This is a genomic window from Actinosynnema sp. CS-041913 (assembly GCF_050942485.1).
GTDB lineage: Bacteria > Actinomycetota > Actinomycetes > Mycobacteriales > Pseudonocardiaceae > Actinosynnema.
Map to the genome: position 1 here is coordinate 942,916 of NZ_CP192037.1, position 24,693 is coordinate 967,608.

Here is a 24,693-nt window from a genome sequence, read left to right on the forward strand (position 1 = left end):
TACCGTATTGGACGCATAAGTTAGCGTCGGAAATATGCTGAGTCGCCTCACCGCAGCCACCCTCTCCACCGGCTTGGCGACCTTCGCGCTCCTGTACGCCCCACAAGCGGTCCTGCCGCAGATCGCCGAAGAATTCAGCCTCGAACCAGGCTCCGCGTCGCTGGCCGTGAGCGCGGCGACCGGCGCCCTGGCGATCGCCGTGATCCCCTGCTCAATCCTGGCCGACCGGATAGGCCGCCGAAGGATGATCGTCTGGTCGGTCCTGGCGGCAGCGATCATCGGTCTGCTGATCCCGCTGGCCCCGACCTACCCGGCGTTCCTGGCCCTCCGCGTCCTCCAAGGCCTGGCCACCGCAGGCATCCCGGCAGTCGCCATGGCCTACCTGGCAGACGAGGCGAGAGCCGTCGGCGCGGCGATCGGCGCGCTGATCGCGGGCAACAGCGCGGGAGGCATGATCGGCCGCCTGCTCACCGGGATGGCCACCGACTGGGCGGGCTGGCGCGGCGCTCTCGCCCTCGTCGCCGCCTTCAGCCTCGTCTGCGCGATCATCACCGCCGTCTACCTGCCGACCGGCAAGCCCGCGACCCGGCGAGAACGCGGCCTCAAATCCGCCCTCACCGACCCGGTCCTGCTGGCCCAGTACGCGGTGGCGGCCCTGGGTATGGCCGCGTTCGTGTCCCTCTTCAACGTGATCACGTTCCGCCTGGACCTGCCGCCGAGCCTCGCGTCCCTGGTCTTCCTCGCCTACGCGGCCGGCGGCGCGTCCTCCGCGCTGGCAGGCCGCCTGACCGACAGACACGGCCGAGCCGCCATCGCCCTGGCCGCGATAGCCGTCACGGCGGCAGGCGCCCTGACCACCCTCCCCGACAACCTGATTGCGATCACCCTGGGCCTGGTCGTGTTCACCGGGGGCTTCTTCGCCACCCACGCCGTCGCCAGCGCCTGGGTGGGCGCACGGGCGACGGCGAAGGGCGCGGCCTCCGGCGTCCACCTGTTCGCCTACTACCTCGGCAGCAGCGTGGGCGGCACCGCGGGCAGCACCGCCTACCAGGCCTGGGGCTGGTCGGGCTTGATAGCGCTGGTCACGGGCTGGCTGGCGGTGGCCGCCATCGCGGTCAGGACAGCTCAGAAGTCCAGCGGCACGGTGGCCGGCGGACCGGCTTCGAAGGTCGTCTCACCCAGCATCGGCAGCGTCACCGGCCCGGACACCACCGACAGCCCCACAGAGCGCACGTCCGCCGGCACCTCCACCACGAGCGCCACCGGGAACGTGTCACCCCCGTAACGAGCCCCGACCAGCGGCGCGCGCGCACCGTCCGGCAACGTCACCGCGATCAGGTCCTTGGTGATCGACGCCCCGGCGACCTGCGGCACGCCCTTGCCCACCAACCGCAACTCCAGCAACGCCTTGTCCGGCCCCGAAGCCGTCGCGAGCGAGTACTGCGACTCGACGCCCACCGGCCGCTGCCGACCCAGCCGCACCTGTTGCACCTCCAGCGTCCCTTCCTGCCCACCCAGCTTCACCTGGTGCGCCACCGGCGGCCCCTCGGGCGCGAGACCCCGCCGCAACACCGCGGGCGGCTCGGTCAGCACCTTCCCGGACGGCACCTCCACCCGCTGCTCCAACGACTTCGCCCCGACCGTGTTCAGCACCAGCTCCTCCGCGCCGCCCGCGTCCGGCACGGTGTACACGACCAGCACCGACCCGGACTCGGGCAGCCGTGAGATCGGCAGCAGGTGCCGCCGGCCGGGCACCTGCAACGCCAACTCCGGCGGCTGCGGCGACCACCCCTGCCACGGTGCCTGCCGGAACGCCGAATCCGTCTCGCCAAACCGCTCGACGGCCAACCGCAGCACCCGCAGCCGCACGCCGTGCTCGGCCCGCAGCTCGCCCTTCTCGGTGTGCCAGGACTGCGGAGTCCCGTAGCCGGTGACCCGCACCGCCAACTGGTCGTCCCGGATCCACCCGGCGGCCTCGTCCACCGGCCGACCGTCGTCGGACAGCACCGCCAGGAAGTCCGGGCCCGCCTCGCCCACACCCTGGTCCGCGCTGGTCTCCCGCCCGTCGGTGCGGACCAGCTTCCCGAGCGGCGTGCTCCGGTTGCCCATCCCGGGCACCTGCGGCGGCTGCACCTCCAGCCGCACGCCCGCGTCGCCGCGCCCGACCTCCTTCAGCGGCACCGGCACCCAGTCCGTCGTCGCCGCCGTGCCCGGCACCTGCACCGGACCGCACCACAGCCGGCTGTCCACCTCCGACTTCGCCCCGGTCCGGGCGAACCAGCAATTGACCGCCTCCTGCCCGCCGCGCGCCACGTACCCGAAGCTCAGCGTGTAGCTCAGCTCCGCCTCGGCCCGCATCTGCAGGCCCTGCGGATCCACCACGGGCCGACCGTCGATCGTGATCGGCACCGGGGCGGCCGTCCGCGCCGGAGCCGCACCGCACCCGGCCAGGAACGCCATGGCCACGGCGAGCACAACCCACTGCATGTGACCCCCAGTAGTCGAACCCCTACTGGATAAAGGCGGTCACCCCATCGTCCGGTTGTCACGGTCGGGTGTGATGCCTGTCACCCTTGCTTAACGCGGGTCGATCACGGACCGATACACCTCTACGGTCTCGGCCGCCACGGTCGCCCAGGAGAACTCGCGCACCGCCCGCTCCCGCCCGGCCGCGCCGAACGCCCGAGCCCGCTCCGGATCGCCCAGCACCTCGTTCACCGCGTCCGCGAGCCCGATCCGGAACGCCGCCACGTCGGCCTCGTCGTAGTGCACCAGCAGCCCGGTCCGGCCGTGGTCGACGACCTCCGGGATGCCCCCCACGTCCGAAGCCACGACGGCCGTCCCGCACGCCATCGCCTCCAGGTTCACGATCCCCAGCGGCTCGTACACCGACGGGCACACGAACACCGCCGAATGGCTCAGGATCTGCCGCACCTCGGTGGCCTCCAGCATCTTCTGGATCCACACCACCCCCGGCCGCGCGGCGGCCAGTTCCGCCACCGCGGCCCGGGTCTCCTCGGCGATCTCCGGCGTGTCCGGCGCACCGGCGCACAGCACGATCTGCGCGTCGTGCGAGATCCGGTGCGCCGCCGCGAGCAGGTGCCCGACGCCCTTCTGCCGCGTGATCCGCCCGACGAATGTCACGATCGGCCGCGCGGGGTCGATCCCGTGACGCCGCAACGCATCCGTCCCGGACACCGGGTGGTACGCCGCCGTGTCGATCCCGTTGCGCACCACGTGCACGCGGGCCGGGTCCAGCGCGGGGTAGCAGTCCAGCACGTCCGCCCGCATGCCCTCGCTCACCGCGATGATCGCGTCCGCCGCCTCGTACGCGGTGCGCTCCACCCACGACGAGATCCGGTACCCGCCGCCCAGTTGCTCCGCCTTCCACGGCCGGCGCGGCTCCAGCGAGTGCGCCGTGACGACGTGGGGGATGCCGTGCAGCAGCTTCGCCAGGTGCCCGGCCATGTTGGCGTACCAGGTGTGCGAGTGCGCGAGCTGCGCGCCGGCCAGCGCGGCGGCGATCTCCAGGTCCGCCGACAGCACGCCCAGCGCCGGGTTGGCCTTGTCCAGTCCCGGAACGGGCTGGTAGGCATGGGCGTCCGGGCGCGGCCCGCCGAAGGCGTGCACGTCCACGTCCACCAGCTCGCGCAACCTCGGCACCAGGAAACCGACGTGCACCCCGGCCCCGCCGTAGACCTCCGGCGGGTACTCGCGTGTCAGCAGTCCAATTCGCACGGGGCCACCGTAACCCCGGCTGCGGGGCGACCGGGTGAACAGGAAGAGTTTGCGTTACTTCGCCGTTGGTGGGCCGGTGCCCGCACGGTTAGGGTCGTTGTCGTGAAAGGGCAACCGCACGTACTAGGAATTGTCCTCGCCGGTGGCGAAGGCAAGCGGCTCTGGCCGTTGACCGCCGACCGGGCAAAGCCGGCGGTGCCCTTCGGCGGTAACTACCGGCTCGTCGACTTCGTGCTGTCCAACCTCGTCAACGCCGGTTTCGTCCGGCTCTGCGTGCTGACGCAGTACAAATCGCATTCACTCGACCGCCACATCTCGACCACCTGGCGGCTGTCCAATGTCCTCGGCCAGTACGTCACGCCGGTGCCCGCCCAGCAGCGCCTGGGGCCGCGCTGGTACACCGGCAGCGCCGACGCGATCTTCCAGTCGCTCAACCTGGTCAACGACGAGAAACCGGACCACGTCGTCATCTTCGGCGCGGACCACGTCTACCGGATGGACCCCGGCCAGATGGTCGACCAGCACAACGCGACCGGCGCGGGCGTCACCGTGGCCGGCATCCGGGTGCCGCGCGCCGAGGCGAAGGCGTTCGGGTGCATCGACACCGACGAGACCGGCCTGATCACCCGGTTCCTGGAGAAGCCCTCCGACCCGCCGCACGTGCCGGGCGACCCGGAAGTCACGTTCGCCTCCATGGGCAACTACGTGTTCACCACCGAAGCACTGCTGGAGGCGCTGCGCGCGGACGCCGCCAATCCCGACTCCGACCACGACATGGGCGGCGACATCATCCCCATGCTGGTCGACCAGGGGAAGGCCCACGTCTACGACTTCGCCGACAACGTGGTGCCGGGGGAGACCGACCGCGACCGGGGCTACTGGCGCGACGTGGGGACCATCGACGCCTATTACGAGGCGCACATGGACCTGGTGTCGGTGAACCCGGTGTTCAACCTCTACAACCAGGCGTGGCCGATCCGCACGGCGACCCCGCCGCTGCCGCCGGCGAAGTTCATCGCGGGCGGCAGCGCCGAGGACTCCATGGTCGGCCCCGGCTCGATCATCTCCGGCACCATCCACGGTTCCGTGGTGTCGTCGGACGTGGTGGTGGAGACCGGGTCCGTGGTGCAGGGCAGCGTGCTGCTCCCCGGCGTGCGCGTCGGGCGCGGCGCGGTGGTGCGGCGGGCCATCCTGGACAAGAACGTGGTCGTCCCGGACGGCGCGCTGATCGGCGTCGACACGGCCACCGACCGGCAGCGCTACACCATCTCGGCGGGCGGCGTCACCGTGCTGGGGAAGGGCGTCACGGCAGCGTGAGCGGGTGACCGGTGGTCGCGTCGACGTGGTCGGGCACCTCGTCGTGCCGGTCGCCGACGCTCAGCGTGCCGGTCGGCTCGACCACCATGATGTGCGCGCCGTGCTCCGACGACGGCTTGTGCTCCGCGCCGCGCGGCACCACGAAGACGTCGCCCCGGCCCAGGCGCACGGTCCGGTCCCGCAGCGCGATGTCCAGCTCGCCGTCGAGCACCAGGAAGAACTCGTCGGTGTCCTCGTGGACGTGCCAGACGTGCTCGCCCTTCACCTTGGCGAGGCGGATGTCGTAGTCGTTGACGTTCGTCACAATCCGCGGGCTCCACAGCTCGTCGAAGCTGGCCAACGCCTTGTCGATGTTCACCGGTTCCATGTCCGCCATCCTGCGGGCTGTTCTCCGGGAGCCGTGAGTGCTAGGAATCGCACATGCCGCCCGATTCCTCGCACCGCGTCGTCATGATCGTGGACGACGGCTCGAACCCGTTCGAGATGGGCGTGGCCACCGAGCTGTTCGGCCTGCGCCGCCCGGAACTCGGCGACCGTCCGTGGTACTCGTTCACGCTCTGCGCACCCGGCCCCGTGGCCATGAACAACGGCTTCTTCACGCTCTCCGGCGTGCCGGACCTGTCGGCCGTGGACGGGGCCGACACGGTGATCGTCCCCAACCGCCCGGACTCGTGGATCCGCCCGCCCGAGCCGGTGCTGGACGCCCTCCGCCGCGCCCACGCCCGGGGCGCGCGTCTGGTCAGCTTCTGCACCGGTGCGTTCACGCTGGCCTACGCCGGTCTCCTGGACGGCCGCCGCGCCACCACCCACTGGCAGTGGGCCGGGTTGTTCCGGGAACTCTTCCCGAACGTCACCCTCGTCCCGGATGTCCTCTACGTCGACGACGGCGACCTGCACACCGCCGCCGGCAGCGCCGCCGCCCTCGACCTGGGCCTGCACCTGATCCGCCAGGACCACGGCGCGGAGGTCGTGAACACGGTGTCCCGCCGGCTGGTCTTCGCGGCCCACCGCGACGGCGGCCAGCGCCAGTTCGTGAAGCGCCCGGTCCCGCCCGTCGAAGACGCCTCGCTCACCCCGGTGCTGACCTGGGCCCGCGAACACCTGACCGAGCCGCTGACCGTCCACGCCCTGGCCGCGCGGGCGGCGATGAGCTCGGCCACCCTGCACCGCCGCTTCCAGCAGGAACTCGGCACGACTCCACTCGCCTGGCTGACCGCCGAACGGGTGGACCTGGCCTGTTCGCTCCTCGAACGGGGCGAGAGCCGCCTGGACGTCGTCGCCCGCCGCTCCGGCCTCGGCTCGGCGTCCAACCTGAGAGCGCAGCTACGCCGCCGGACCGGCCTGACCCCGACCGCCTACCGCCAGCGCTTCGGCCCGGCCGCCTGACCGGGCCCGTCCGATTCGCCTACCGCAGGCGCGGCGGCCCGGCTGCCTGACCGGACCCGTCACCACCGGCGCGGCGGCCGGGGCCGGCCCGGCTCATGGGCACTTGGCCGCCACCAGCAGCCCCTCGCCGAGCGGCAGGATCACCGGCACCAGCCGGTCGTTCTCGCGCACCGCACGGGCCACGTCCCGCATCGCCACCGTGTCCGGGTCGCGGTTCCCCGCATCGACGACCTTCCCGTGCCACAGGACGTCGTCGAACGCGATCACGCCGCCCGGCCGCAGCAGCCGCACGCCCTCTTCCAGGTACTTCGGGTACTCCGACTTGGCCGCGTCCACGAACACCAGGTCGTACGCGCCGTCCGTCAGGCGGGGCAGCACGTCCAGCGCCTGACCCATGATCAGCCTGGTCCGCGACACCGCGATACCGGCCTCGGCGAACGCCACCCGGGCCGCCCGCTGGTGCTGCGGCTCCACGTCGATCGAGGTCAGCACGCCTGCCGAGGGCATCCCGCCGAGCAGGTACAGCGCACCGACCCCGGTGCCCGTGCCGATCTCCACCACGGCCTTGGCCTGCAACGCGGTGGCCAGGAAGCGCAGGGCCGCGCCGCCGCCGGAGCCGATCGGCGAGCAGCCCAACTCGACGCCACGCGCCCGAGCGGCCGTGATGACGGCGTCCTCGGGCAGGTAGCGCTCCACGTACTCGCGCAGCGGCGCATCCACAGCGGAAGGTTAACGCCGCACGCGGCGAATCGGGTGAATCTCCCGCGCAGCGGAATTCTCAGCGTGCTCTCAGCCGACTCTCACGATGGTTATAAGCGAGACCGGCACGCTGGTGCCACGCAACACCCAACGGGAACACGCGAGCCGCAGCGAGCGTTGAACCGTGCAGCAGGGCAGCAGCCCACTGGAGGTGCTTCACCGCCCGATGCCAACGCAGCCGTATACCGCCACCGCGCCCATCGACGACACGGAATGGATCGTGCCGACGTGGGACCAGGTCGTCCGCGACCACGCCGACCGGGTGTACCGACTGGCCTACCGCCTGAGCGGCAACCAGCACGACGCCGAGGACCTCACCCAGGAGACGTTCGTCCGGGTGTTCCGCTCGCTCGCGTCGTACCAGCCGGGCACGTTCGAGGGGTGGCTGCACCGCATCACCACGAACCTGTTCCTGGACATGGTCCGCCGCCGCTCCAAGTTCCGCATGGAGGGCCTGCCCGACGACGCCGAGCGCCTGGCGGGCGACGACCCGAGCCCCGAGCAGGTGTACACCGACACCCACCTCGACCCGGATCTCCAGGCCGCGCTCGACGAGTTGCCGCCGGACTTCCGCGCGGCAGTAGTGTTGTGTGATGTCGAGGGTCTCTCGTACGAGGAGATCGGCGCGACCCTCGGCGTGAAACTGGGTACCGTGAGGAGCAGGATCCACCGGGGCCGACAGGCCCTGCGTGCCGCACTGGAACGCCGTCGGGGTCTGGTTCAGGAGGACTCTGCATGACCGATCTGCGAGGTTGGGGACTGCCCGAGCAGCACCTGCTGCCCGACGCGGTCGTCGCCTTCGTCGACGGCGAGCTGTCGGCTTCGGCCCACGGCCGGGCGTCCGCGCACCTGGCGCGCTGCCCGTTCTGCGCGGCGGAGGCCTATTCCCAGCAGCAGGCCCGCTCCGCCGTGCGCGCGGCGGAGACCCCGTGCGCCCCCGCCGGCCTGCTGGCGAGGCTGGGCGCGATCCCGCAGGAGGTCGACCTCCCCAGCGCGCCGGACGGCCTCGCGGTCACCGAGGACGGCCAACTGGTCGCCGTCCAGCGCCCGGACCGGGCAGCCGCCTTCGGCACCGGCCCGGTCCTCGGCCAGAGCCGCCCCTTCGGCACCGGCAGCCGCTTCGGCAGCCGCCGTGCCCGCCAGGGTGCGGGCGTGGTCGTCTCCGGCCTCATGCTCGGCGCGCTGGCCCTGGTCGCGCCCGGCAGCGAAGACCCGGCGCCCAGCCCGGCGCAGGGCAACACCCCACCCCCCACGCCCGCCGTCGCGCCGCAACTCGTGGACGAGGGCCGCATGGCCGTGCTCCGACCGGCCACGGACACCGCCCCGCTCGTGGGCGCGGAAACCCCACTCGGCCGCTGACGCCTTCCTGTCCCGGCACCGGCCCGGCTTGCGCGGGATGGCCCGGCTCCGGCCGGCTCGACTCGCCGACGGCCCGGTCTCGGCTCGATTCGGCGACGGCCCGGCCCGATCTCGGCTCGATTCGGTGACAGCCCGGCCGCGCCTCGGCTTTCGACATGCCTCACCTCCCCTGGCCTGTGCGGTGCGACCGCCCTCCGGGGTACTGACGACAACTTCACCGGTCACCGGGCACGATGAGCCTCGCAACACCGGGCAACACCGACGTGCGGGGAGCGATGAGCGAGCCACAGCAGGGCAACGGAACCCCCAGGTCCGGCGTGGACGACGGGGCACACCGCAGGCTCGCACCGCGCCCCCTCGACCGTCCGGGCGTGGATCCGGGTCACGCCGCCGTCTTCGGCCGCCCCAACGGCGTCCAGGGCGCGTTCTCGACCGACCGCCCCTCCTTGAACGGCAGCAACGGCGTCCACCTGTCGCCGCCCCCGCCGGAGGCCTTGAGCACGGCGTTCGGCCGTCCCCGGGGCACCGGCGAACTGCTCCAGCGCCCACCCCTCGACCTGCCCGGCGAACCCGAGGTCGAACCGGTCTTCTGGGAGGGCAAACCAGCCGGCGACGCCTGGCGCGATCCGGGCGCGAGCGCCGTCATCGGCCCACCCGCCGTCACCGAGGAACCCGAGAAGGACGAGAAACCCCGCCCCGAACCGGGCCCGCAGTTGAGCGTCCCCGAACTCCTCTTCGGCCGGCGCGTGAAGCCGATGGGCCTGGCCCTGCTCATGGTGGCGGCCTTGGTGGTCGGCACCGCCGGCGGCGTGGTCGGCTGGCTGCTCGGCAAGGTGGGCAACCCCCTGACCGACGGCGGCGTGACGCTGGCCGAGGTCCAGCCGGGCAAGGAACGCCCGGTCGGCTCGGTGGCCGACATCGCCAAGCGGGTGACCCCGAGCGTCGTGTCCATCGAGTTCAAGGGCGCGAACGTCGCGGGCGTCGGCTCCGGAGTCGTCATCGAGGGCGGCGGCTACATCCTGACCAACGACCACGTGGTCGCCCCGGCCGTCCAGGACACGTCCGCGAAGCTGACCGTCGTCTTCACCGACGGCAAGCGTGCGATCGCCCAGATCGTCGGCCGCGACCCGAAGACCGACCTGGCCGTGATCAAGGTCCAGGTGGACAACCCGACCGTCCTCCAGTTCGGCAACTCGGACGACCTGGCGGTCGGCGACGCGGTCCTGGCCATCGGCTCCCCGCTGTCCCTGTCGAACACGGTCACCGAGGGCATCGTCAGCGCCCTGCACCGACCCGTGACGGCAGCCGGCGAGAACGGCGGCCCCCAGGTCACCTACGACGCGATCCAGACCGACGCGGCCATCAACCCCGGCAATTCGGGCGGCGCGCTGGTCGACTCGTCCGGCGCGCTGGTCGGCATCAACTCGTCCATCCGCACCGAGACCGGCGGCTCCGTGGGCCTGGGCTTCGCGATCTCCGGCAACTACGCGAGGAAGGTCTCGCAGTCCCTCATCCGGGACGGCCAGGTGAAGCACGCGGACATGAACGTCAACGTCCGCTCGGCCTCCGCCGAGACCGCCGAGGGCGCGCAGGTCGAGAACGTCGTAGAAGGAGGCGCGGCAGCCGCCGCCGGCATCCAGGAGAAGGACGTCATCACCCGGGTGGGCAACCGCATCGTGCGCAACGCCGCCGAGCTGACAGTTGCCGTACGAGACCATGAAATCGGACAGACAGTCCCGGTCGTCCTGGCCAGGGAGGGCCGAGAGCTCACCGTGCAGGTGACACTCAGGTCCGACTGACAGCTAGTCTGGCAACGGGCGGCAGTCGGCGGAGGTGACAGGCGAGTGTTCGACAACATCGGCTGGGTAGAGATTCTCGTCATCATAGTCGCGGGCCTGTTCATCCTGGGCCCCGAACGCCTACCCTCAGCCGCCGCGTGGGTGGGCAGGACCATCCGCCAGGTACGCGAATACGCGACCGGCGCGAGGGAACAGCTCAAGCAGGAGATGGGCCCGGAATTCGATCAGTTGCGCAAGCCCTTGGAAGACCTCCGGGAACTACGCAACTTCGACCCGAAACGCGCCATCACCAAACACCTGTGGGACGACGTGCCAAACGGCACGACAAAGCCCAACGGCTACTCGGGCCCAGGCCTGCACACGTCGCAGGGACCGACCGGAGCACGGGAACGGGAACGCGAACGCCCATTGCAACAAGGCGAACGCCCTCCTTACGACCCGGACGCAACCTGACAACAGCAGCAACTCCCCACGCTCCCGAGGCAGCAGCACGCACAAAGCCGCGCGCGTCGCACCGAGCAGCGGCGCGCGCAGCGCGCACACCGAGCGGTGGGCTGCGTGTCATCCCCGTATGGCCTGCCCGCAGGGAACCGCGCTTGTCCTGGTAGTGCAAGCACGCTTTTCGCTTGCGCTACCAGGACAAGGGTGGTTGTCTTTTGACCAGGTCATGCGGGGATGACACGACGCCCGAGTCCTGCTTTTGTGTACATCCTTGGCGGCCTGCCTGTCCGGCGAGGACGCTTGTAGCTCTTTGACTCAGCGCGATCGCGACCGCCTCAAGACCAAAAGATTAAAAGCGACGCTCGCCGCTTGGCAGGCCTCCGGGGAGGAAATGCCAAGGCGTCGTGTTCTCCCCGTATGGCCCAATGCCACTAACTTAAGCTTTCCGCTGGTCAGGGCCAGGTTCGTCCGCCGAACAGGCCGGATGACACTACGAAAGATTGTCCACTTAGGACATAGTTGCATCGCGCAGGCGCAGATCCCCAGGTCGCCTCTCGCCCCAACGAGTCCGGGATGGCCCGGATCCGGTCGAGCTGAACGTCCTCTGGATCGATCTGAGCTGTGAAAACGTGGCTAAAGTTAGTGGCATTGCCGTATGGCCTGGTCAAAGACCACCACACTTGTTCAGGGAGCGCAAGCGAAAAGCGTGCTTGCGCTCCCTGAACAAGCGCGGTTCCCTGCGGGCAGGCCATACGGGGAGAACACGAGGCCCCTTTGTGTGCTCGCGCAAGCCTTGGGCTGCGGTGCTCGCGCGGGCTGTTTGCTGGGTGCTTGCTTTTTCGGCCTATCGGCCGGCGGGGGAGACGCTCAGCAGTCGTCCGGCCAGGCCTCGGGACCGAACCGACAGCTTCGCTGCGACCGAAGTCAGCACCTGAGCCGCCGCTGACGTGGGCTCGGCGAGGACGATGGGTGTGCCCGAGTCGCCCTGTTCGCGGAGTCGTGGGTCCAACGGCACCTGGCCGAGCAGGGGCACCTCGGCGCCGACGGCCTGGGTCAGTGAAGCGGCGACTGCCTCGCCGCCTCCGGTGCCGAAGACGTCCATGCGGGAGCCGTCCGGCAGTTCGAGCCACGACATGTTCTCGATCACGCCTGCCACGCGCTGCCGCGTCTGCAACGCGATGGAGCCGGCGCGTTCCGCGACCTCCGCAGCGGCCTGCTGCGGCGTCGTGACGACCAGGATCTCCGCGTTGGGGACGAGTTGGGCCACCGAGATGGCCACGTCGCCGGTTCCCGGCGGCAGGTCGAGCAGCAGCACGTCCAGGTCGCCCCAGAAGACGTCCGCCAGGAACTGCTGCAAAGCCCGGTGCAGCATCGGGCCTCGCCACACGACCGGGGTGTTGCCCGGGGTGAACATGCCGATCGAGATCAGCTTCACGCCGTGCGCCTGGGGCGGCATCATCATCTTCTCGACCTGCGTGGGACCGGCGTCCGTGCCCAGCATCCGGGGGATCGAGTGGCCGTAGATGTCGGCGTCGAGCACGCCCACGGACAGGCCGCGCGCGGCCATCGCCACGGCCAGGTTCACGGTCACGCTGGACTTGCCGACGCCGCCCTTGCCCGAAGCCACGCAGTAGACCCGGGTCAGCGATCCCGGCTGTGCGAACGGGATGACCGGTTCCTCCGCCCCGCCCCGCAACGACTTCCGGAGTTCGGTCCGCTGGGCGTCGCTCATCACGTCCAGTGCCACGCGGACCGACGAGACGCCGTCGAGCGCGGACACGGCCGACGTCACGTCGGCGGTGATCTTGTCGCGCATCGGGCAGCCGGCCACGGTCAGGTAGACCTCGACGTCCACGACCCCGTCGGTGACCGACACCGACTTCACCATGCCGAGGTCGGTGATGGGCCGCCGGATTTCCGGGTCCTGCACGCCGGCCAGCGCCTGGCGCACGTCGTCAACGGTGGGAAGGGTCTGCGTCACTGGATCGCCTTCGATCGCCTACTGAGGAGAACGCCATGCTACGGCGGCGCGGCGTACCTCCAAGCTACCGGTTGGTCACCTCGAATTCGGGGCCAGCGCGAAGCCGGTCGAGTGCTTTCCGTAACATTGCTCTCCGTGCCGGAAACCGGAAGTGCCCGGTTGCCCACCCGAACCGAGCTCGGTGTGTGGCGATCCTTCCTCCGGGCCCATGCGCGGCTCACTCGGATCCTGGAAGCCGAACTGATCGCCGAGCAACGCCTATCGCTCGCGGCCTACGACGTCCTGGTGCAGCTCGCCGAGGCGCCGCAGTACCGACTGCGGATGACGGAGCTGGCGGACGCCGTGCTGCTGTCCCGCTCCGGCGTGACCAGACTGGTCGACCGGCTGGAGCGGGCGGGGCTCGTGCTGCGGGAACGCGCCGACGGGGACGGCCGGGGCGTGGTCGCGGTGCTCACCTCGCTCGGCCTCGACCGCCTGCGCATCGCGTCGGGCACCCACCTGACCGGGGTGGCGCGGCACTTCGCGGAGGCGTTCAGCCGGGCGGAGCTGGAGGAGTTCGGCCGCACCTGCGAGCGCCTGGCGACCGACGACCGCTAGCGCCTAGGACGGCACGTCGTCCCACCGGGGGTCGTCCTTCACCGACCGCCGGCGCTGCTCCCGGAACACCCGGTCCAGCTCGCTGCGCAGGTAGTCCCGCGTGGCGACCTCGCCGACGGCGATCCGCAACGCCGCCAGCTCCCGGGCCAGGTACTCGGTGTCGGCCTTGGTCTGGGCGGCCCGCGCCCGGTCCTCCTCCAGCGACACCCGGTCCCGGTCGTCCTGCCGGTTCTGGGCGAGCAGGATCAGCGGCGCGGCGTACGCGGCCTGCGTGGAGAACGCCAGGTTGAGCAGGATGAACGGGTACGGATCCCACCGCAGCGACACCGCGACCAGGTTCAGCGTGATCCACACGATCACGGTCAGCGTCTGCCAGAACAGGAACTTGCCGGTGCCGAGGAACCTGGCGAGCCGTTCGGAGAACCGCCCGAACGCCTCCCGATCCAGCTCGAACCGGAACCGGCCGGGCGTGCGCGGCTGGTCGAGCCGGCGGCGGGGCAGCAGCTCAGGCATGGGTCAGCCCCGTTTCCCGCCAGTTGTCCGGCAGCAGGTGGTCCAGCACGTCGTCCACGGTCACCGCGCCGAGCAGGTGGTCGGACTCGTCCACGACCGGCCCGCAGACCAGGTTGTAGGCGGCGAAGTACCTGGTCACGTCGCTCAGCGACGCGTCAGGCCCCAACTTCGCCAGGTCGAGGTCCAGCACACCCGCCACCAGGTCGGAAGGGGGCTCCCGCAACAGCCGCTGGATGTGCACGCAGCCGAGGTAGCGGCCGGTCGGCGTCGCGGTCGGCGGGCGGCACACGAACACCATGCTCGCCAGCGCGGGCGTGAGGTCCGGATTGCGCACGTGCGCCAACGCCTCCGCCACGGTCGCGTCCGGGGCCAGCACCACCGGCTCGGGCGTCATCAGCCCGCCCGCCGTGTCGAAGCTGTACTCCAGCAACCGCTTGACCGGCGCGGACTCCTCCGGCTCCATCAGCTCCAGCAGCCGGTCCTTGTCCACCTCGGGCAGCTCGGCGAGCAGGTCGGCGGCGTCGTCCGGGTCCATCGCCTCCAGCACGTCGGCGGCCCGCTCGTCGTCCAGGTGCGCCAACAGGTCCTTCTGGTCCTCTTCGCCCAGCTCCTCGATCACGTCCGCCAGCCGCTCGTCGTCCAGCGCCTCGGCCACCTCGTACCGCCGCTTCACGGGCAGGCTGTGCAGGGCCAGCGCGACGTCGGCGGCCCGCATCGTCTCGAAGACGGCGACCAGGTGCTGAGCGCCCTGCGGCTGCCCGGCGAGTTCCGTCACGGAGAGCCCGGACAGCTCCTCCCACCGCAGCACCTGCACCGGCCCGCGCCGCCCCAGCCGCCCGGTCCGCTCCCGCACGGCGACCCGCGTCATCCGCCAGTCCCGCGTCCGCGTCGGCTCCATGGCGGCGTCCACCAGCACGGCGCCGGTCCCGGAGTCCATCCGCACGCGGGCGTCCAGCAGCTCCCCGACCACCAGCACCTCGTTGGTGCGCTGGTGGAAGTGCCGCAGGTTGACCGACCCGGTGGCCAGCGTCACGGCGTTGGGCTCGATCGAGGTGACCCGCAGCATCGGCACGAAGATCCGCCGCCGGGTGGCCAGCTCCAGCACCAGCCCGAGCACTCGGGGCGGCTGCCGGTCCACGCGCAACCCGATGACCAGGTCACGCACCTTGCCGATGGATTCCCCGTCGGGCCCGAAAACGGGCAGTCCGGCGAGCTGAGCGGCGAAAACCCGGTTCACGGCGACCACGCCGTCAGGCTAGTCAACGGAAGGCCGCGCCGCCGCGCTCGACGGGTCGCGTGAGTCCACCGCCACCTCGAAACCCCGTCGCGGCCCGGTGCTGGGGCTAGGGTCGGTGCCGTGCGCAGCTACGACGTGGTGGACGTGTTCACCGACCAGGCCTTCACGGGCAACCAGCTCGCCGTCGTGCACGGTTGCGAGGATCTGACCGACGCGCAACTCCAGGCCATCGCCCGCGAGTTCGGCTACTCGGAGACGGCCTTCCCGCTGCCGCCGACCGATCCCGCCGCCGACTACCGGCTGCGCATCTTCTCCCCGCTCGGCGAGATGCCGTTCGCGGGGCACCCCAGCATCGGCACGGCCTGGCTGCTCGGCAGCACCGGCGCGCTGCCGCTCGGCCCGGTCACCCAGCAGACCGCCCGCGGCCTGCACCGGGTCGTCGTCGACGCGGATCGCGCCACGTTCTCCGGTGACGTGCCGACGGTCGGCGACTACCTCGACCCGGCGCCCCTGGTCAACGCGCTGGGCCTGTTCCTGTCCGATGTGGACGGACACGCGGAGGCCGGGGTCGCCGGCGCGGGCCTGGACTTCACGTTCCTCCCGGTCCGCGAGGACGCCGTCGCCCGCGCCCGCCCGTGCGCGGACCTGACCACGGTCGTCGCGACCCGGGGCCTGGTCCCGGTGTCCTACGCGGCGGGTGTCGCACACGTCCGGATGTTGCGCGCCACCGGCGGCGAGGACCCGGCCACCGGCTCCGCCGCGCTCGCGCTCGGGGTGTGGCTGGTCGACCGGGGGTTGCTCCCGCCGGAAGGCGAGCACGACTACACCGTCCACCAGGGCGCGGAGCTGAACCGACCGTCTACATTGGACTGCTCGGTCACCGCGGTCGGCGGCGTGGCGACGCACGTCAGCGTCGGCGGCCGGGTGGTGCCGGTGGCCGAAGGCCGGATCAGAGTCCCTTAGCGCTCAACGTCCGCGCGAAGCCCTCGCACACCGCGGCCATCTCGGCCTGACCCGCGTCGGTGCACCACAGCCAGTTGTCCACCGCCCGGTACACGGTCCACCGCCGCGCCCGCTCCGCGTCCAGCTCACCGATGTCGCACAACGCGGCGAACCGGTCCCGGAGGCCACGCGAGCCGTCCATCTCGGCCGCCCGGTTCCACAGCAACGGGATCACGCCGAACTCGCGGTCACCGCTGAGCGGCTTCGGGTCGATCATCAGCCACGGCTCACGCGTGCCCCGCAACACGTTGGCGTAGTGCAGGTCCTCGTTGACCAGCGTGTTCCCGGCCGTGGCGGCAAGGTCGCGGCCCAGCTCGTCGGCCATCTCGATGAAGTAGCCCGGCACGGGATTGCCCAGCTCCGCGTTGTCCTCGGCCAGGTCGTCCACCTCCACCCGCCGGAACTCGGGGCCGGCAGGCAGCCGAAGGCGCCGCAACAGCCCGCCCGTCACCTCCAGCGCCTCCTCCATGGAGGTGTCCAGCAGCGACCGGGTGTGGTCCAGCCGTTCCAGCAGCAGCGCGCCGTGCTCGTCGTCGTTGTCCAGCAGCCGCACCACGCCGGCGCCGTCCCACGCCTTGAGCGCCAACGGCTCCTGCCTGGTCTCGGTGTCCAGCCAGGTCAGCTTCAGCACGGCCGGGTGCCCGTCGGCCCGGCGCACCGGCAGCACGACGGCCACGTAGCCGTTCATCAGCCCGCCGTCGGGCGTGAGGTCCCAGCGCGCGCAGAACTTCGTGGCCAGCGCGGGCAGGGTCTCCCGCCACGCCAGGGCTTCCTCGCCGAGTTCGACGGCGAAGTCGGGCGGCACGGTGATCACGCGAACTCCCAGCGGTAGACCGACTCCCAGCGCGGCGTGGTGTTCAACCGCGCGGACCGCAGCGCCGCCGCGGTCTCCTCGTCCACGTCCACCAGCCGGGCGGTCGCGGTGACCTCGGCGAGGTGGGAGTGCGTCGACGGCGAGCGGACGGTGAGCACGCACGGCACGCCGTCCGCCAGGCCGGGCACCTCCTGCTCCGTCCCGCCGACCGCCACCAGCAGGGACTCGTCCCGCCACAGCGCCCACACCAGCCGGGCCGCGTGCCCGTCCGGCGCGACCCAGACGGCGGCGGCCTTGCGCAGCGCGTTGTCCAGCACCCGGGTGATCTCCACCGGTTCAGCCTGCCACGGACCTGTGAGTCGGGACTCACGAAATAGCGGGGGACCATCCCGCGTGCCACCCTTCGCACGACGAGAGTTACCGGTCGGTACGAGGAGGTACCCCAGTGGTCGACCAGCAGCGTCCCCGTCGCTCGTGTCTGGCCGTGCCCGGATCGAGCCAGAAGATGATCGACAAGGCCCGCACGCTGCCCGCGGACCAGGTCTTCCTGGACCTGGAGGACGCCTGCGCGCCGCTGGCCAAGCCGGGCGCGCGCAAGACCATCGTGGCCTCGCTCAACGAGGGCGACTGGGGCGACAAGGTCCGCGTGGTCCGCGTGAACGACTGGACCACCGAGTGGACCTACCGCGACGTCACCGAGGTCGTGGAGGGCGCGGGCGCGAACCTGGACTGCATCATGCTGCCCAAGGTGCAGACCGCGGAGCAGGTGCACGCGCTGGACCTGCTGCTCACCCAGATCGAGAAGACGATGGGCTACGAGGTCGGCCGGATCGGCATCGAGGCGCAGATCGAGAACGCCCTCGGCCTGACCAACGTCAACGCGATCGCCACCGCGTCCCCGCGCGTGGAGACCATCGTCTTCGGCCCGGCCGACTTCATGGCGTCGATCAACATGAAGACCCTGGTGGTCGGCGAGCAGCCGCCCGGCTACGACGTCGGCGACGCCTACCACTACATCTTGATGCAGATCCTGATGGCGGCGCGGGCCCACGACAAGCAGGCCATCGACGGCCCGTACCTGCAGATCCGCGACGTGGACGGGTTCAAGCGGGTGGCCGGCCGGTCGGCGGCGCTGGGCTTCGACGGCAAGTGGGTGCTGCACCCGGGCCAGATCGACGCGGCGAACGAGGTGTACAGCCCCAAGCAGGAGGACTACGACCACGCCGAGAACATCCTCGACGCCTACGACTACTTCACGTCCGAGGCGGGCGGGAAGCGCGGTGCGGTGATGCTCGGCGACGAGATGATCGACGAGGCGTCCCGCAAGATGGCGCTGGTCATCTCGTCCAAGGGCCGCGCGGCGGGCATGTCCCGCACCGACATCTGGTCGCCGCCCGAGCAGTGACGGTGGGTGCCGGTGGGGCCACCCAAGGGTGGCCTCGCCGGTGAGCATGCACACAAACCACCTCGCGGATTGGCGATCAAGGGGTGGTGCGTGTGCATGGTGACCCCCATGTCACGTTCCCGTAACGCGAGGCCCCGGATGCGCCTGTTCCGCCGTCGCCCCGCCGACGACCTGCTGGAGCGCAGCTTCCGCACCTGTCCCGGGTGCTCGGCGGAAGTCCACGTGTTCGCCGACGTGTGCCGGCACTGCGGCGGCACCTTGGAGCAGTTCGCGTCCTGACCGGCCCGAGCCGTCAGCGCGTGGTCGGGAAGTCGGTCACGACCACGTTGCCGGTCTTCACGACCCAGGCGACGAACACGAACCACAGCACGACGGCGATCACGCTGAGCAGCGTGAACACGGTCCCCAGCACGATCCCGGCAGTGGCCAGCCCCCGCCCGTCCTCGCCGGTCTGCTTGATCTGGTTGCGGGCGATGACCCCGAGCACGATGCCGGCCGGTGCGACCACGAACGCGCAGACCAGCGCGGCGATCGCGAGGCCGTTGGTGCGTCTGGGCGGCGGGTGGTAACCACCCTGCTGGTAGTAGCTCATCCGGGGCTCCCCTCTCGGCGGTGGGGGCACACGGTAACGGCTGTTTCGGTTCAGCGCGTGGCGATGAGCACCTTCGTGACGCGAACGCGCGTTAACCGGTCCATACTCGCCGGTAACCCGGAGCTACGAAGGGATTGAGTGCGATGGCGCGCCTGGCCCAGACCGCTGGACTCACCGATATCCAGGAGGAGATCCTCGCGACGGTCCGCTCCTTCGTGGACAAGGAGATCATCCCGCACGCGCAGGCGCTGGAACACGGCGACACGTACCCGGCGGACATCGTCGAGGGCATGAAGGAGATGGGCCTGTTCGGGCTCACCATCCCCGAGGAGTTCGGCGGCCTCGGCGAGTCGCTGCTGACCTACGCCCTGGTGGTCGAGCAGATCGCCCGAGGCTGGATGTCCGTCTCCGGCGTGATCAACACGCACTTCATCGTGGCCCACATGCTCAAGCAGCACGGCACCCCGGAGCAGCAGCAGAAGTACCTGCCCCGCATGGCGACCGGCGAGGTGCGAGGCTCGTTCTCGATGTCGGAACCCGAACTGGGCTCCGACGTGGCCGCCATCCGCACCCGCGCGGCGAAGGAGGGCGACGGCTACGTCATCAACGGCCAGAAGATGTGGCTGACCAACGGCGGCACGTCCAACCTGACCGCCGTGCTGGTGAAGACCGACGAGGGCGCGGCGAAACCGCATCAGAACCTGACCACGTTCCTGGTGGAGAAGCCCGAGGGCTACGGCGAGGTCCTGCCGGGCCTCACCATCCCGGGCAAGATCGACAAAATGGGCTACAAGGGCGTGGACACCACGGAGATGGTGTTCGACGGCTTTAAGATCGAGGCCGACCAGATCCTCGGCGGCGCCTCGGGACAGGGCTTCCGCCACATGATGGACGGCGTCGAAGTAGGCCGGGTCAACGTGGCGGCCAGGGCGTGCGGCATCGCGCTGCGCTCGTTCGAACTGGCCATCGAGTACGCACAACAGCGCCGCACCTTCGGCAAGGCGATCGCCGACCACCAGGCCATCGCGTTCAAACTGGCGGAGATGGCGACCAAGGTGGAGGCGGCCCACCTGATGATGGTGAATGCGGCCCGCCTGAAGGACTCGGGCGCCCGCAACGACGTAGAGGCAGGCATGGCGAAACTGATCGCCTCCGAGTACTGCGCCGAGGTAACCCAGGAAGCCTTCCGCATCCACGGCGGCTACGGCTACTCGAAGGAGTACGAGATCGAACGCCTGATGCGAGAAGCCCCGTTCCTGCTCATCGGCGAGGGCACGAGCGAAATCCAGAAAACCATCATCAGCCGAGGCCTACTCCGCGACTACCAGTCCCGAGGCTGACAGACCAAGACCACCGCCCCTTCGCAGTGGCGCGCGCAGCGCGCACACCCCCGGGTGGGCTGCGTGTCATCCCCGTATGGCCTGCCCGCAGGGCAACCGCGCTTGGGTGGGGAGTGCAAGCACGCTTTCCGCTTGCGCTCCCCACCCAAGGGTGGTGGTCTTTGACCAGGCCATACGGGGATGACACGACGCCCGAGTCCTGCTTTTGTGATCATCCTTGGCGGCCAGCCCAGCGGCGAGCGTCGCTCTTCGTCACGAGCCAGCGAGCACGCTCGAACGCTCTTCAACCACACCCAAGCCCTCACCCACCCGCACCCAAACCTTCACCCATCCGCCACACCACCCCACCCACAAGCACCCCGCTTACCCACCCCAACCACCCACCCCACCCCTTCAGCATCGGCCAATCGAGGTCACGGAAGCGTTGAGTTCCGCGTCACCCGTTTCGCGCTGTTCGCCCGCTGTTGGCAGGATGGGGGGTGATCAGCAGAAGAGGTGGTCACCGTGACGAGTTCCTTCTCCGGCCAGAACCGACCCGGTATGCCGCCGCGCCTGCCCACACCCCCCAGCGGCTGGCCGATCGGGTCCTACGGCACCTACGAGGAAGCGCAACGGGCCGTCGACTTCCTCGCCGACGACGACTTCCCGGTCCAGGAGGTCACCATCGTCGGCGTAGACCTGATGCTCGTGGAACGGGTCACCGGCCGCCTGACCTGGGGCCGAGTCCTGGGCACCGGGGCCGCGTCGGGCGCGTGGTTCGGCTTGTTCGTGGGTGTGCTGCTGTCCCTGTTCAACACCAACACCGGGGCCAGCTTCGGACCCATCCTGGTCGGCCTGGTCGTAGGCATCGGGTTCGGCCTGATCTTCGCGGCCGTCGGCTACGGCTCCGCGCGCGGCAAACGGGACTTCCAGTCGGCCAGCCAGCTTGTCGCCGGGCGATACGACGTGCTCTGCCAGCCACGCAGCGCCGAACGCGGTCGGGACCTGCTGGCCAAGCTCGCCATGCGCCCCACTGACGCCCCGAAAGACTGACCCAGAACCGACCCAGAACCGACCCCGCGCGGCTGGCCCCCAACCGCGGCCCCAACCGCGGCCCCAGCCGCGATCCCCTAACCGAGCCCCCCGAAGCCCCCCGAAAGAGCAACCCGCACCCCCGCCAACCCGAAAGATCCGCCCGACCTCCCCGAAGTCCGGAGGTTTCACGGAAGTGATCACCGGGTAGAGCCGTTCCGGGCTTCGGTGGTTGCGGCACCTGATCACCGGGCCTACGTTCGTCCCACCGGTCGGCCCACGGCTGACCGGCGGGGCACGACGAGGTGCCGGGCGCTGCGGTCTGGCTCCTCCGTTGTCGGGAAGGGAGGCAGGGCCGATGAAGCGCTCAGGTCATCGGTTGGCCGCCGCCGGGAGCGCCGCGCTGGTCGCGGCGTCCGTGCTGGCGGGGTGCGGCTCGGGTGACGGCGGGATCACCATCAACGTCTACAAGTACCCGCAGGAGAACTTCCAGAAGATCGTCGACGGGTGCAACGAACAGGCCGACGGCTACCGGATCGTCTACCACAAACTGCCCCGCGAGGCGGACGGGCAGCGGGAGCAGATGGTCCGCCGGCTCGCCGCCGAGGACACCGGCATGGACGTCCTGGCGCTCGACGTGACGTGGACCGCCGAACTGGCCAAGGCCGGGTGGATCAAGGAATTCACCGGCTCGGCCAGGTCGCAGGTCGAGAACGGCACGCTTGAGACGCCCCTGAACACCGCCCGCTACGAGGGCAAGCTGTACGGCGCGCCGGACAACACCAACGTCCAACTCCTGTGGTACCGCAGCGACCTGGTGCCCACTCCGCCGAAGACCTGGGACGAGATGATCGCCCTCGGCACCCAGCTCAAGCAGCAGAACAAGCCCGGCCTGGTCGAGGCGCAGGGCAAGCAGTACGAGGGCCTGGTCGTGCTGTTCAACACCCTGGTCAACTCCGCGGGCGGCCAGATCCTGGACGAGAACGGCACCAAGGCCATCGTGGACGACAAAGCCGTGCAGGCCTTGGAGGTGCTGAAGAAGTTCGCCACGTCCGAAGTGGCCGACCCGTCGTTCTCGAACTTCGCCGAGGACGACGCGCGGCTGGCCATGGAGGGCGGCAAGGCCGCGTTCATGCTCAACTGGCCCTACGTCTACGCGGCGGCGCAGAAGCTGCCGGAGTTCGCGCCGAACTTCAAGTGGGCGCCCTACCCGTCGATCGACGGCGGCGACGCCAAGGTCACCGTGGGCGGCATCAACTACGCGGTGAGCGCGTTCACCGAGCACTCCGAGCAGTCGTTCGACGCGGTGATGTGCTTGCGCAGCGCGGAGAACCAGAAGTTCGCGGCCATCAACGACGGCGTGCCGCCGACCATCGAGTCGGTGTACGAGGACCCGGAGATGGCCAAGCCGTACCCGATGAAGGACGTGATCCTGGAGACGCTGAAGAACGCGAGCGTCCGCCCGCGCACCCCGGCGTACCAGAACGTCTCGACGGTGATCTCCACGATCCTGTCGCCGCCCGCGGACATCGACCCCCGACCCACCGCCGACCGGCTGCGCGCCGAACTGCAGGACGCGCTCGACTCGAAGGGGGTGCTGCCGTGAGCCACGCACTGACCGAGGAGACCGACCAGGTCCCCCCGAAGCCGGACGCCAAGGCGAAGGCCGCGCTGTCCGAGGGCAAGAAGGCCGAGCGCCGGCTGGGCCTGCTGCTCTGCGCGCCGGCGGTCATCGTGATGGCGGCGGTCGCGGGCTGGCCGATCATCTACTCGCTCTGGCTGTCCCTCCAGCGCTACGACCTCAAGTTCCCGGACCGGCAGGAATTCGTCGGCCTGGACAACTACGTCACCGTGCTGACCAACCCGTACTGGTGGAACGCCATGTGGATCACCATCGTGATCACCGTGGTGTCCGTGGTGATCGAGTTGGTGCTGGGCATGGCACTGGCCCTGATCATGCACCGCACGCTGGTCGGCCGCGGCATCGTCCGCACGTCGACGCTCATCCCGTACGGCATCGTCACGGTGGTCGCCGCGTTCTCCTGGCGCTACGCGTGGACGCCGGGCACCGGCTACCTGGCCGAGACCATCGCGGGCGGCGACCCGGTGCTGACGCAGAAGATCCCGGCGCTGATGGTGGTCATCCTCGCCGAGGTCTGGAAGACCACGCCGTTCATGGCGCTGCTGCTGATGGCGGGCCTCGCGCTGGTGCCGGACGACCTGCTCAAGGCCGCGGCGATGGACGGCGCGAACGCGTGGCAGCGGTTCACCAAGGTCATGGTGCCGGTGATGAAGCCCGCGATCCTGGTCGCGCTGCTGTTCCGCACGCTCGACGCGTTCCGCATCTTCGACAACCTGTTCGTGCTGACCGGCGGCTCGCAGGGCACCACGTCGGTGTCGATGGTGACCTACAACAACCTGATCAAGGGCCTCAACCTGGGCATCGGCTCCACCATGTCGGTGCTGATCTTCATCGCGGTCGCCCTGATCGCGCTCATCTTCATCAAGCTGTTCGGCACCGCTGCCCCCGGCAGCGACAACGGGAGGCGCTGATGGCCGGCATCGGTGGCGCCGTGACCACGGGCCGCAAAGCCCGCTGGACGGTGCTCAACATCCTCGTCGTGGCGTACGCGCTGTTCCCGGTGCTGTGGATCGTGTCGCTGTCGTTCAAGACCAAGGCCACCCTCGCGGACGGCAACTTCATCCCGCGCGAGTGGACCCTGGACAACTACACCGCGATCTTCGCCACCACGGAGTTCGTGCGGGCGCTGGTGAACTCGATCGGCATCGCGATCATCGCCACCGCCATCGCGGTGGTGTTCGGCACGATGGCCGCGTACGCGATCGCCCGGCTGGACTTCCCCGGCAAGCGCGTGCTGGTCGGGATCTCCCTGCTGGTGTCGATGTTCCCGCAGATCTCGCTGATCTCGCCGCTGTTCGAGATCGAGCGGACGCTCGGGCTGTTCGACACCTGGCCGGGCCTGATCCTGCCCTACATCACGTTCGGGCTGCCGCTGGCGATCTACACGCTGTCGGCGTTCTTCCGGGAGATCCCGTGGGAGCTGGAGAAGGCGGCGAAGATGGACGGCGCGACGCCCGGCCAGGCGTTCCGCCGGGTGATCGCGCCGCTGGCCGCGCCGGGCGTGTTCACCACGGCCATCCTGGTGTTCATCTTCTGCTGGAACGACTTCCTGTTCGCGATCTCGCTGACCTCCACCGAGAACTCGCGCACGGTCCCGGTGGCGCTGTCGTTCTTCACCGGCAGCTCCCAGTTCGAGGACCCGACCGGGTCGATCGCCGCGGCGGCCGTGGTGATCACCATCCCGATCATCCTGTTCGTGTTGTTCTTCCAGCGTCGGATCGTCGCCGGGTTGACCTCCGGCGCCGTCAAGGGGTGAAGCA

25 protein-coding genes are annotated in these 24,693 nt (G+C 70.2%); 16 read left to right on the plus strand and 9 right to left on the minus strand.

The features are described from left to right. Positions 1–34 precede the first annotated feature (34 nt). Complete coding sequence (locus tag ACQPZF_RS04680) at positions 35–1,285, plus strand: MFS transporter (RefSeq protein ID WP_433268615.1); 1,251 nt, start codon at positions 35–37, stop codon at positions 1,283–1,285. A 1,292-nt stretch (positions 1,286–2,577) separates the two neighbouring features. Here the strand turns inward: ACQPZF_RS04680 and glgA are convergent. After that, entirely contained in the window at positions 2,578–3,738 is a 1,161-nt protein-coding gene (gene glgA / locus ACQPZF_RS04685; protein ID WP_433268617.1) for a glycogen synthase, read from the minus strand. Between the two features lie 102 nt (positions 3,739–3,840). On the opposite strand from glgA, the gene glgC reads away from it, so the two are divergent. Continuing rightward, positions 3,841–5,055, plus strand: a complete 1,215-nt coding sequence (gene glgC / locus ACQPZF_RS04690) for a glucose-1-phosphate adenylyltransferase (protein WP_433268618.1) — start codon at positions 3,841–3,843, stop codon at positions 5,053–5,055. On the opposite strand, the gene ACQPZF_RS04695 is transcribed toward glgC, so the two are convergent. Beyond that, on the minus strand, positions 5,042–5,422 hold the full coding sequence (locus ACQPZF_RS04695) for a cupin domain-containing protein (RefSeq protein WP_433268621.1): 381 nt from the start codon (positions 5,420–5,422) through the stop codon (positions 5,042–5,044). The two genes, glgC and ACQPZF_RS04695, sit on opposite strands and share 14 nt — an antisense overlap. 53 nt (positions 5,423–5,475) lie before the next feature. Here ACQPZF_RS04695 and ACQPZF_RS04700 point away from each other — a divergent pair, with 53 nt between their 5' ends. Continuing rightward, complete coding sequence (locus tag ACQPZF_RS04700; protein WP_433268623.1) at positions 5,476–6,441, plus strand: helix-turn-helix domain-containing protein; 966 nt, start codon at positions 5,476–5,478, stop codon at positions 6,439–6,441. Positions 6,442–6,534: 93 nt separating this feature from the next. Here ACQPZF_RS04700 and ACQPZF_RS04705 read toward each other — a convergent pair whose 3' ends face one another. Next, a complete protein-coding gene (locus ACQPZF_RS04705; RefSeq protein WP_433268625.1) occupies positions 6,535–7,161 on the minus strand; it encodes an O-methyltransferase in 627 nt (208 codons plus the stop codon). 205 nt (positions 7,162–7,366) lie between these two features. Here ACQPZF_RS04705 and sigE point away from each other — a divergent pair, with 205 nt between their 5' ends. The 4 genes from sigE to tatB all read left to right on the plus strand — a co-directional run bounded on the left by sigE (position 7,367) and on the right by tatB (position 10,811). Next, a complete protein-coding gene (sigE, locus tag ACQPZF_RS04710; RefSeq protein ID WP_121010876.1) occupies positions 7,367–7,939 on the plus strand; it encodes an RNA polymerase sigma factor SigE in 573 nt (190 codons plus the stop codon). Next, positions 7,936–8,559, plus strand: coding sequence for an anti-sigma factor family protein (locus ACQPZF_RS04715; protein WP_433268627.1), 624 nt, complete (start codon positions 7,936–7,938; stop codon positions 8,557–8,559). The genes sigE and ACQPZF_RS04715 overlap by 4 nt, the downstream gene beginning before the upstream one ends. Before the next feature lie 275 nt (positions 8,560–8,834). Further along, positions 8,835–10,358 carry a S1C family serine protease gene (locus ACQPZF_RS04720; RefSeq protein WP_433268629.1) on the plus strand — a complete coding sequence of 508 codons (1,524 nt, stop codon included), beginning with the start codon at positions 8,835–8,837 and terminating at the stop codon, positions 10,356–10,358. A 45-nt stretch (positions 10,359–10,403) separates the two neighbouring features. Further along, on the plus strand, positions 10,404–10,811 hold the full coding sequence (gene tatB, locus ACQPZF_RS04725) for a Sec-independent protein translocase protein TatB (protein WP_433268632.1): 408 nt from the start codon (positions 10,404–10,406) through the stop codon (positions 10,809–10,811). A gap of 832 nt (positions 10,812–11,643) precedes the next feature. Here tatB and ACQPZF_RS04730 read toward each other — a convergent pair. Beyond that, complete coding sequence (locus ACQPZF_RS04730) at positions 11,644–12,780, minus strand: Mrp/NBP35 family ATP-binding protein (protein ID WP_433268635.1); 1,137 nt, start codon at positions 12,778–12,780, stop codon at positions 11,644–11,646. Between the two features lie 135 nt (positions 12,781–12,915). Between ACQPZF_RS04730 and ACQPZF_RS04735 the strand changes: the two genes are divergently transcribed. After that, positions 12,916–13,377 carry a MarR family winged helix-turn-helix transcriptional regulator gene (locus ACQPZF_RS04735; RefSeq protein ID WP_433268638.1) on the plus strand — a complete coding sequence of 154 codons (462 nt, stop codon included), beginning with the start codon at positions 12,916–12,918 and terminating at the stop codon, positions 13,375–13,377. 3 nt (positions 13,378–13,380) lie between these two features. Here ACQPZF_RS04735 and ACQPZF_RS04740 read toward each other — a convergent pair whose 3' ends face one another. Both ACQPZF_RS04740 and ACQPZF_RS04745 read right to left on the minus strand, forming a co-directional pair. Then, on the minus strand, positions 13,381–13,890 hold the full coding sequence (locus tag ACQPZF_RS04740) for a DUF1003 domain-containing protein (RefSeq protein ID WP_433268640.1): 510 nt from the start codon (positions 13,888–13,890) through the stop codon (positions 13,381–13,383). After that, positions 13,883–15,136, minus strand: coding sequence for a magnesium transporter MgtE N-terminal domain-containing protein (locus tag ACQPZF_RS04745; protein WP_433268643.1), 1,254 nt, complete (start codon positions 15,134–15,136; stop codon positions 13,883–13,885). The genes ACQPZF_RS04740 and ACQPZF_RS04745 overlap by 8 nt, the downstream gene beginning before the upstream one ends. A gap of 111 nt (positions 15,137–15,247) precedes the next feature. Between ACQPZF_RS04745 and ACQPZF_RS04750 the strand changes: the two genes are divergently transcribed. After that, positions 15,248–16,090: a PhzF family phenazine biosynthesis protein gene (locus tag ACQPZF_RS04750; RefSeq protein ID WP_433268646.1), complete on the plus strand. Its 843-nt coding sequence runs from the start codon at positions 15,248–15,250 to the stop codon at positions 16,088–16,090. Here the strand turns inward: ACQPZF_RS04750 and ACQPZF_RS04755 are convergent. Both ACQPZF_RS04755 and ACQPZF_RS04760 read right to left on the minus strand, forming a co-directional pair. Next, positions 16,077–16,943 carry an aminoglycoside phosphotransferase family protein gene (locus tag ACQPZF_RS04755; protein ID WP_433268649.1) on the minus strand — a complete coding sequence of 289 codons (867 nt, stop codon included), beginning with the start codon at positions 16,941–16,943 and terminating at the stop codon, positions 16,077–16,079. The two genes, ACQPZF_RS04750 and ACQPZF_RS04755, sit on opposite strands and share 14 nt — an antisense overlap. Next, on the minus strand, positions 16,940–17,275 hold the full coding sequence (locus ACQPZF_RS04760; protein WP_433268652.1) for a hypothetical protein: 336 nt from the start codon (positions 17,273–17,275) through the stop codon (positions 16,940–16,942). Before ACQPZF_RS04760 ends, ACQPZF_RS04755 begins: the two co-directional genes overlap by 4 nt. A 113-nt stretch (positions 17,276–17,388) precedes the next feature. On the opposite strand from ACQPZF_RS04760, the gene ACQPZF_RS04765 reads away from it, so the two are divergent. Both ACQPZF_RS04765 and ACQPZF_RS04770 read left to right on the plus strand, forming a co-directional pair. Beyond that, positions 17,389–18,348: an HpcH/HpaI aldolase/citrate lyase family protein gene (locus ACQPZF_RS04765; RefSeq protein ID WP_433268654.1), complete on the plus strand. Its 960-nt coding sequence runs from the start codon at positions 17,389–17,391 to the stop codon at positions 18,346–18,348. Between the two features lie 108 nt (positions 18,349–18,456). Continuing rightward, a complete protein-coding gene (locus ACQPZF_RS04770) occupies positions 18,457–18,627 on the plus strand; it encodes a hypothetical protein (protein WP_433268656.1) in 171 nt (56 codons plus the stop codon). Between the two features lie 13 nt (positions 18,628–18,640). Here the strand turns inward: ACQPZF_RS04770 and ACQPZF_RS04775 are convergent, their stop codons facing one another. After that, on the minus strand, positions 18,641–18,940 hold the full coding sequence (locus ACQPZF_RS04775) for a DUF4190 domain-containing protein (RefSeq protein ID WP_433268658.1): 300 nt from the start codon (positions 18,938–18,940) through the stop codon (positions 18,641–18,643). Between the two features lie 143 nt (positions 18,941–19,083). Here ACQPZF_RS04775 and ACQPZF_RS04780 point away from each other — a divergent pair, with 143 nt between their 5' ends. The 5 genes from ACQPZF_RS04780 (at position 19,084) to ACQPZF_RS04800 (ending at position 24,689) form a co-directional block, all read left to right on the plus strand. Further along, positions 19,084–20,280, plus strand: a complete 1,197-nt coding sequence (locus tag ACQPZF_RS04780) for an acyl-CoA dehydrogenase family protein (protein ID WP_433268661.1) — start codon at positions 19,084–19,086, stop codon at positions 20,278–20,280. 540 nt (positions 20,281–20,820) lie between these two features. Continuing rightward, positions 20,821–21,312 carry a general stress protein gene (locus ACQPZF_RS04785; protein ID WP_433274436.1) on the plus strand — a complete coding sequence of 164 codons (492 nt, stop codon included), beginning with the start codon at positions 20,821–20,823 and terminating at the stop codon, positions 21,310–21,312. A 337-nt stretch (positions 21,313–21,649) separates the two neighbouring features. Then, complete coding sequence (locus tag ACQPZF_RS04790) at positions 21,650–22,897, plus strand: ABC transporter substrate-binding protein (protein ID WP_433268664.1); 1,248 nt, start codon at positions 21,650–21,652, stop codon at positions 22,895–22,897. Then, complete coding sequence (locus ACQPZF_RS04795) at positions 22,894–23,844, plus strand: carbohydrate ABC transporter permease (RefSeq protein WP_433268667.1); 951 nt, start codon at positions 22,894–22,896, stop codon at positions 23,842–23,844. The genes ACQPZF_RS04790 and ACQPZF_RS04795 overlap by 4 nt, the downstream gene beginning before the upstream one ends. Further along, on the plus strand, positions 23,844–24,689 hold the full coding sequence (locus tag ACQPZF_RS04800; protein ID WP_433268669.1) for a carbohydrate ABC transporter permease: 846 nt from the start codon (positions 23,844–23,846) through the stop codon (positions 24,687–24,689). Before ACQPZF_RS04795 ends, ACQPZF_RS04800 begins: the two co-directional genes overlap by 1 nt. Positions 24,690–24,693 lie beyond the last annotated feature (4 nt).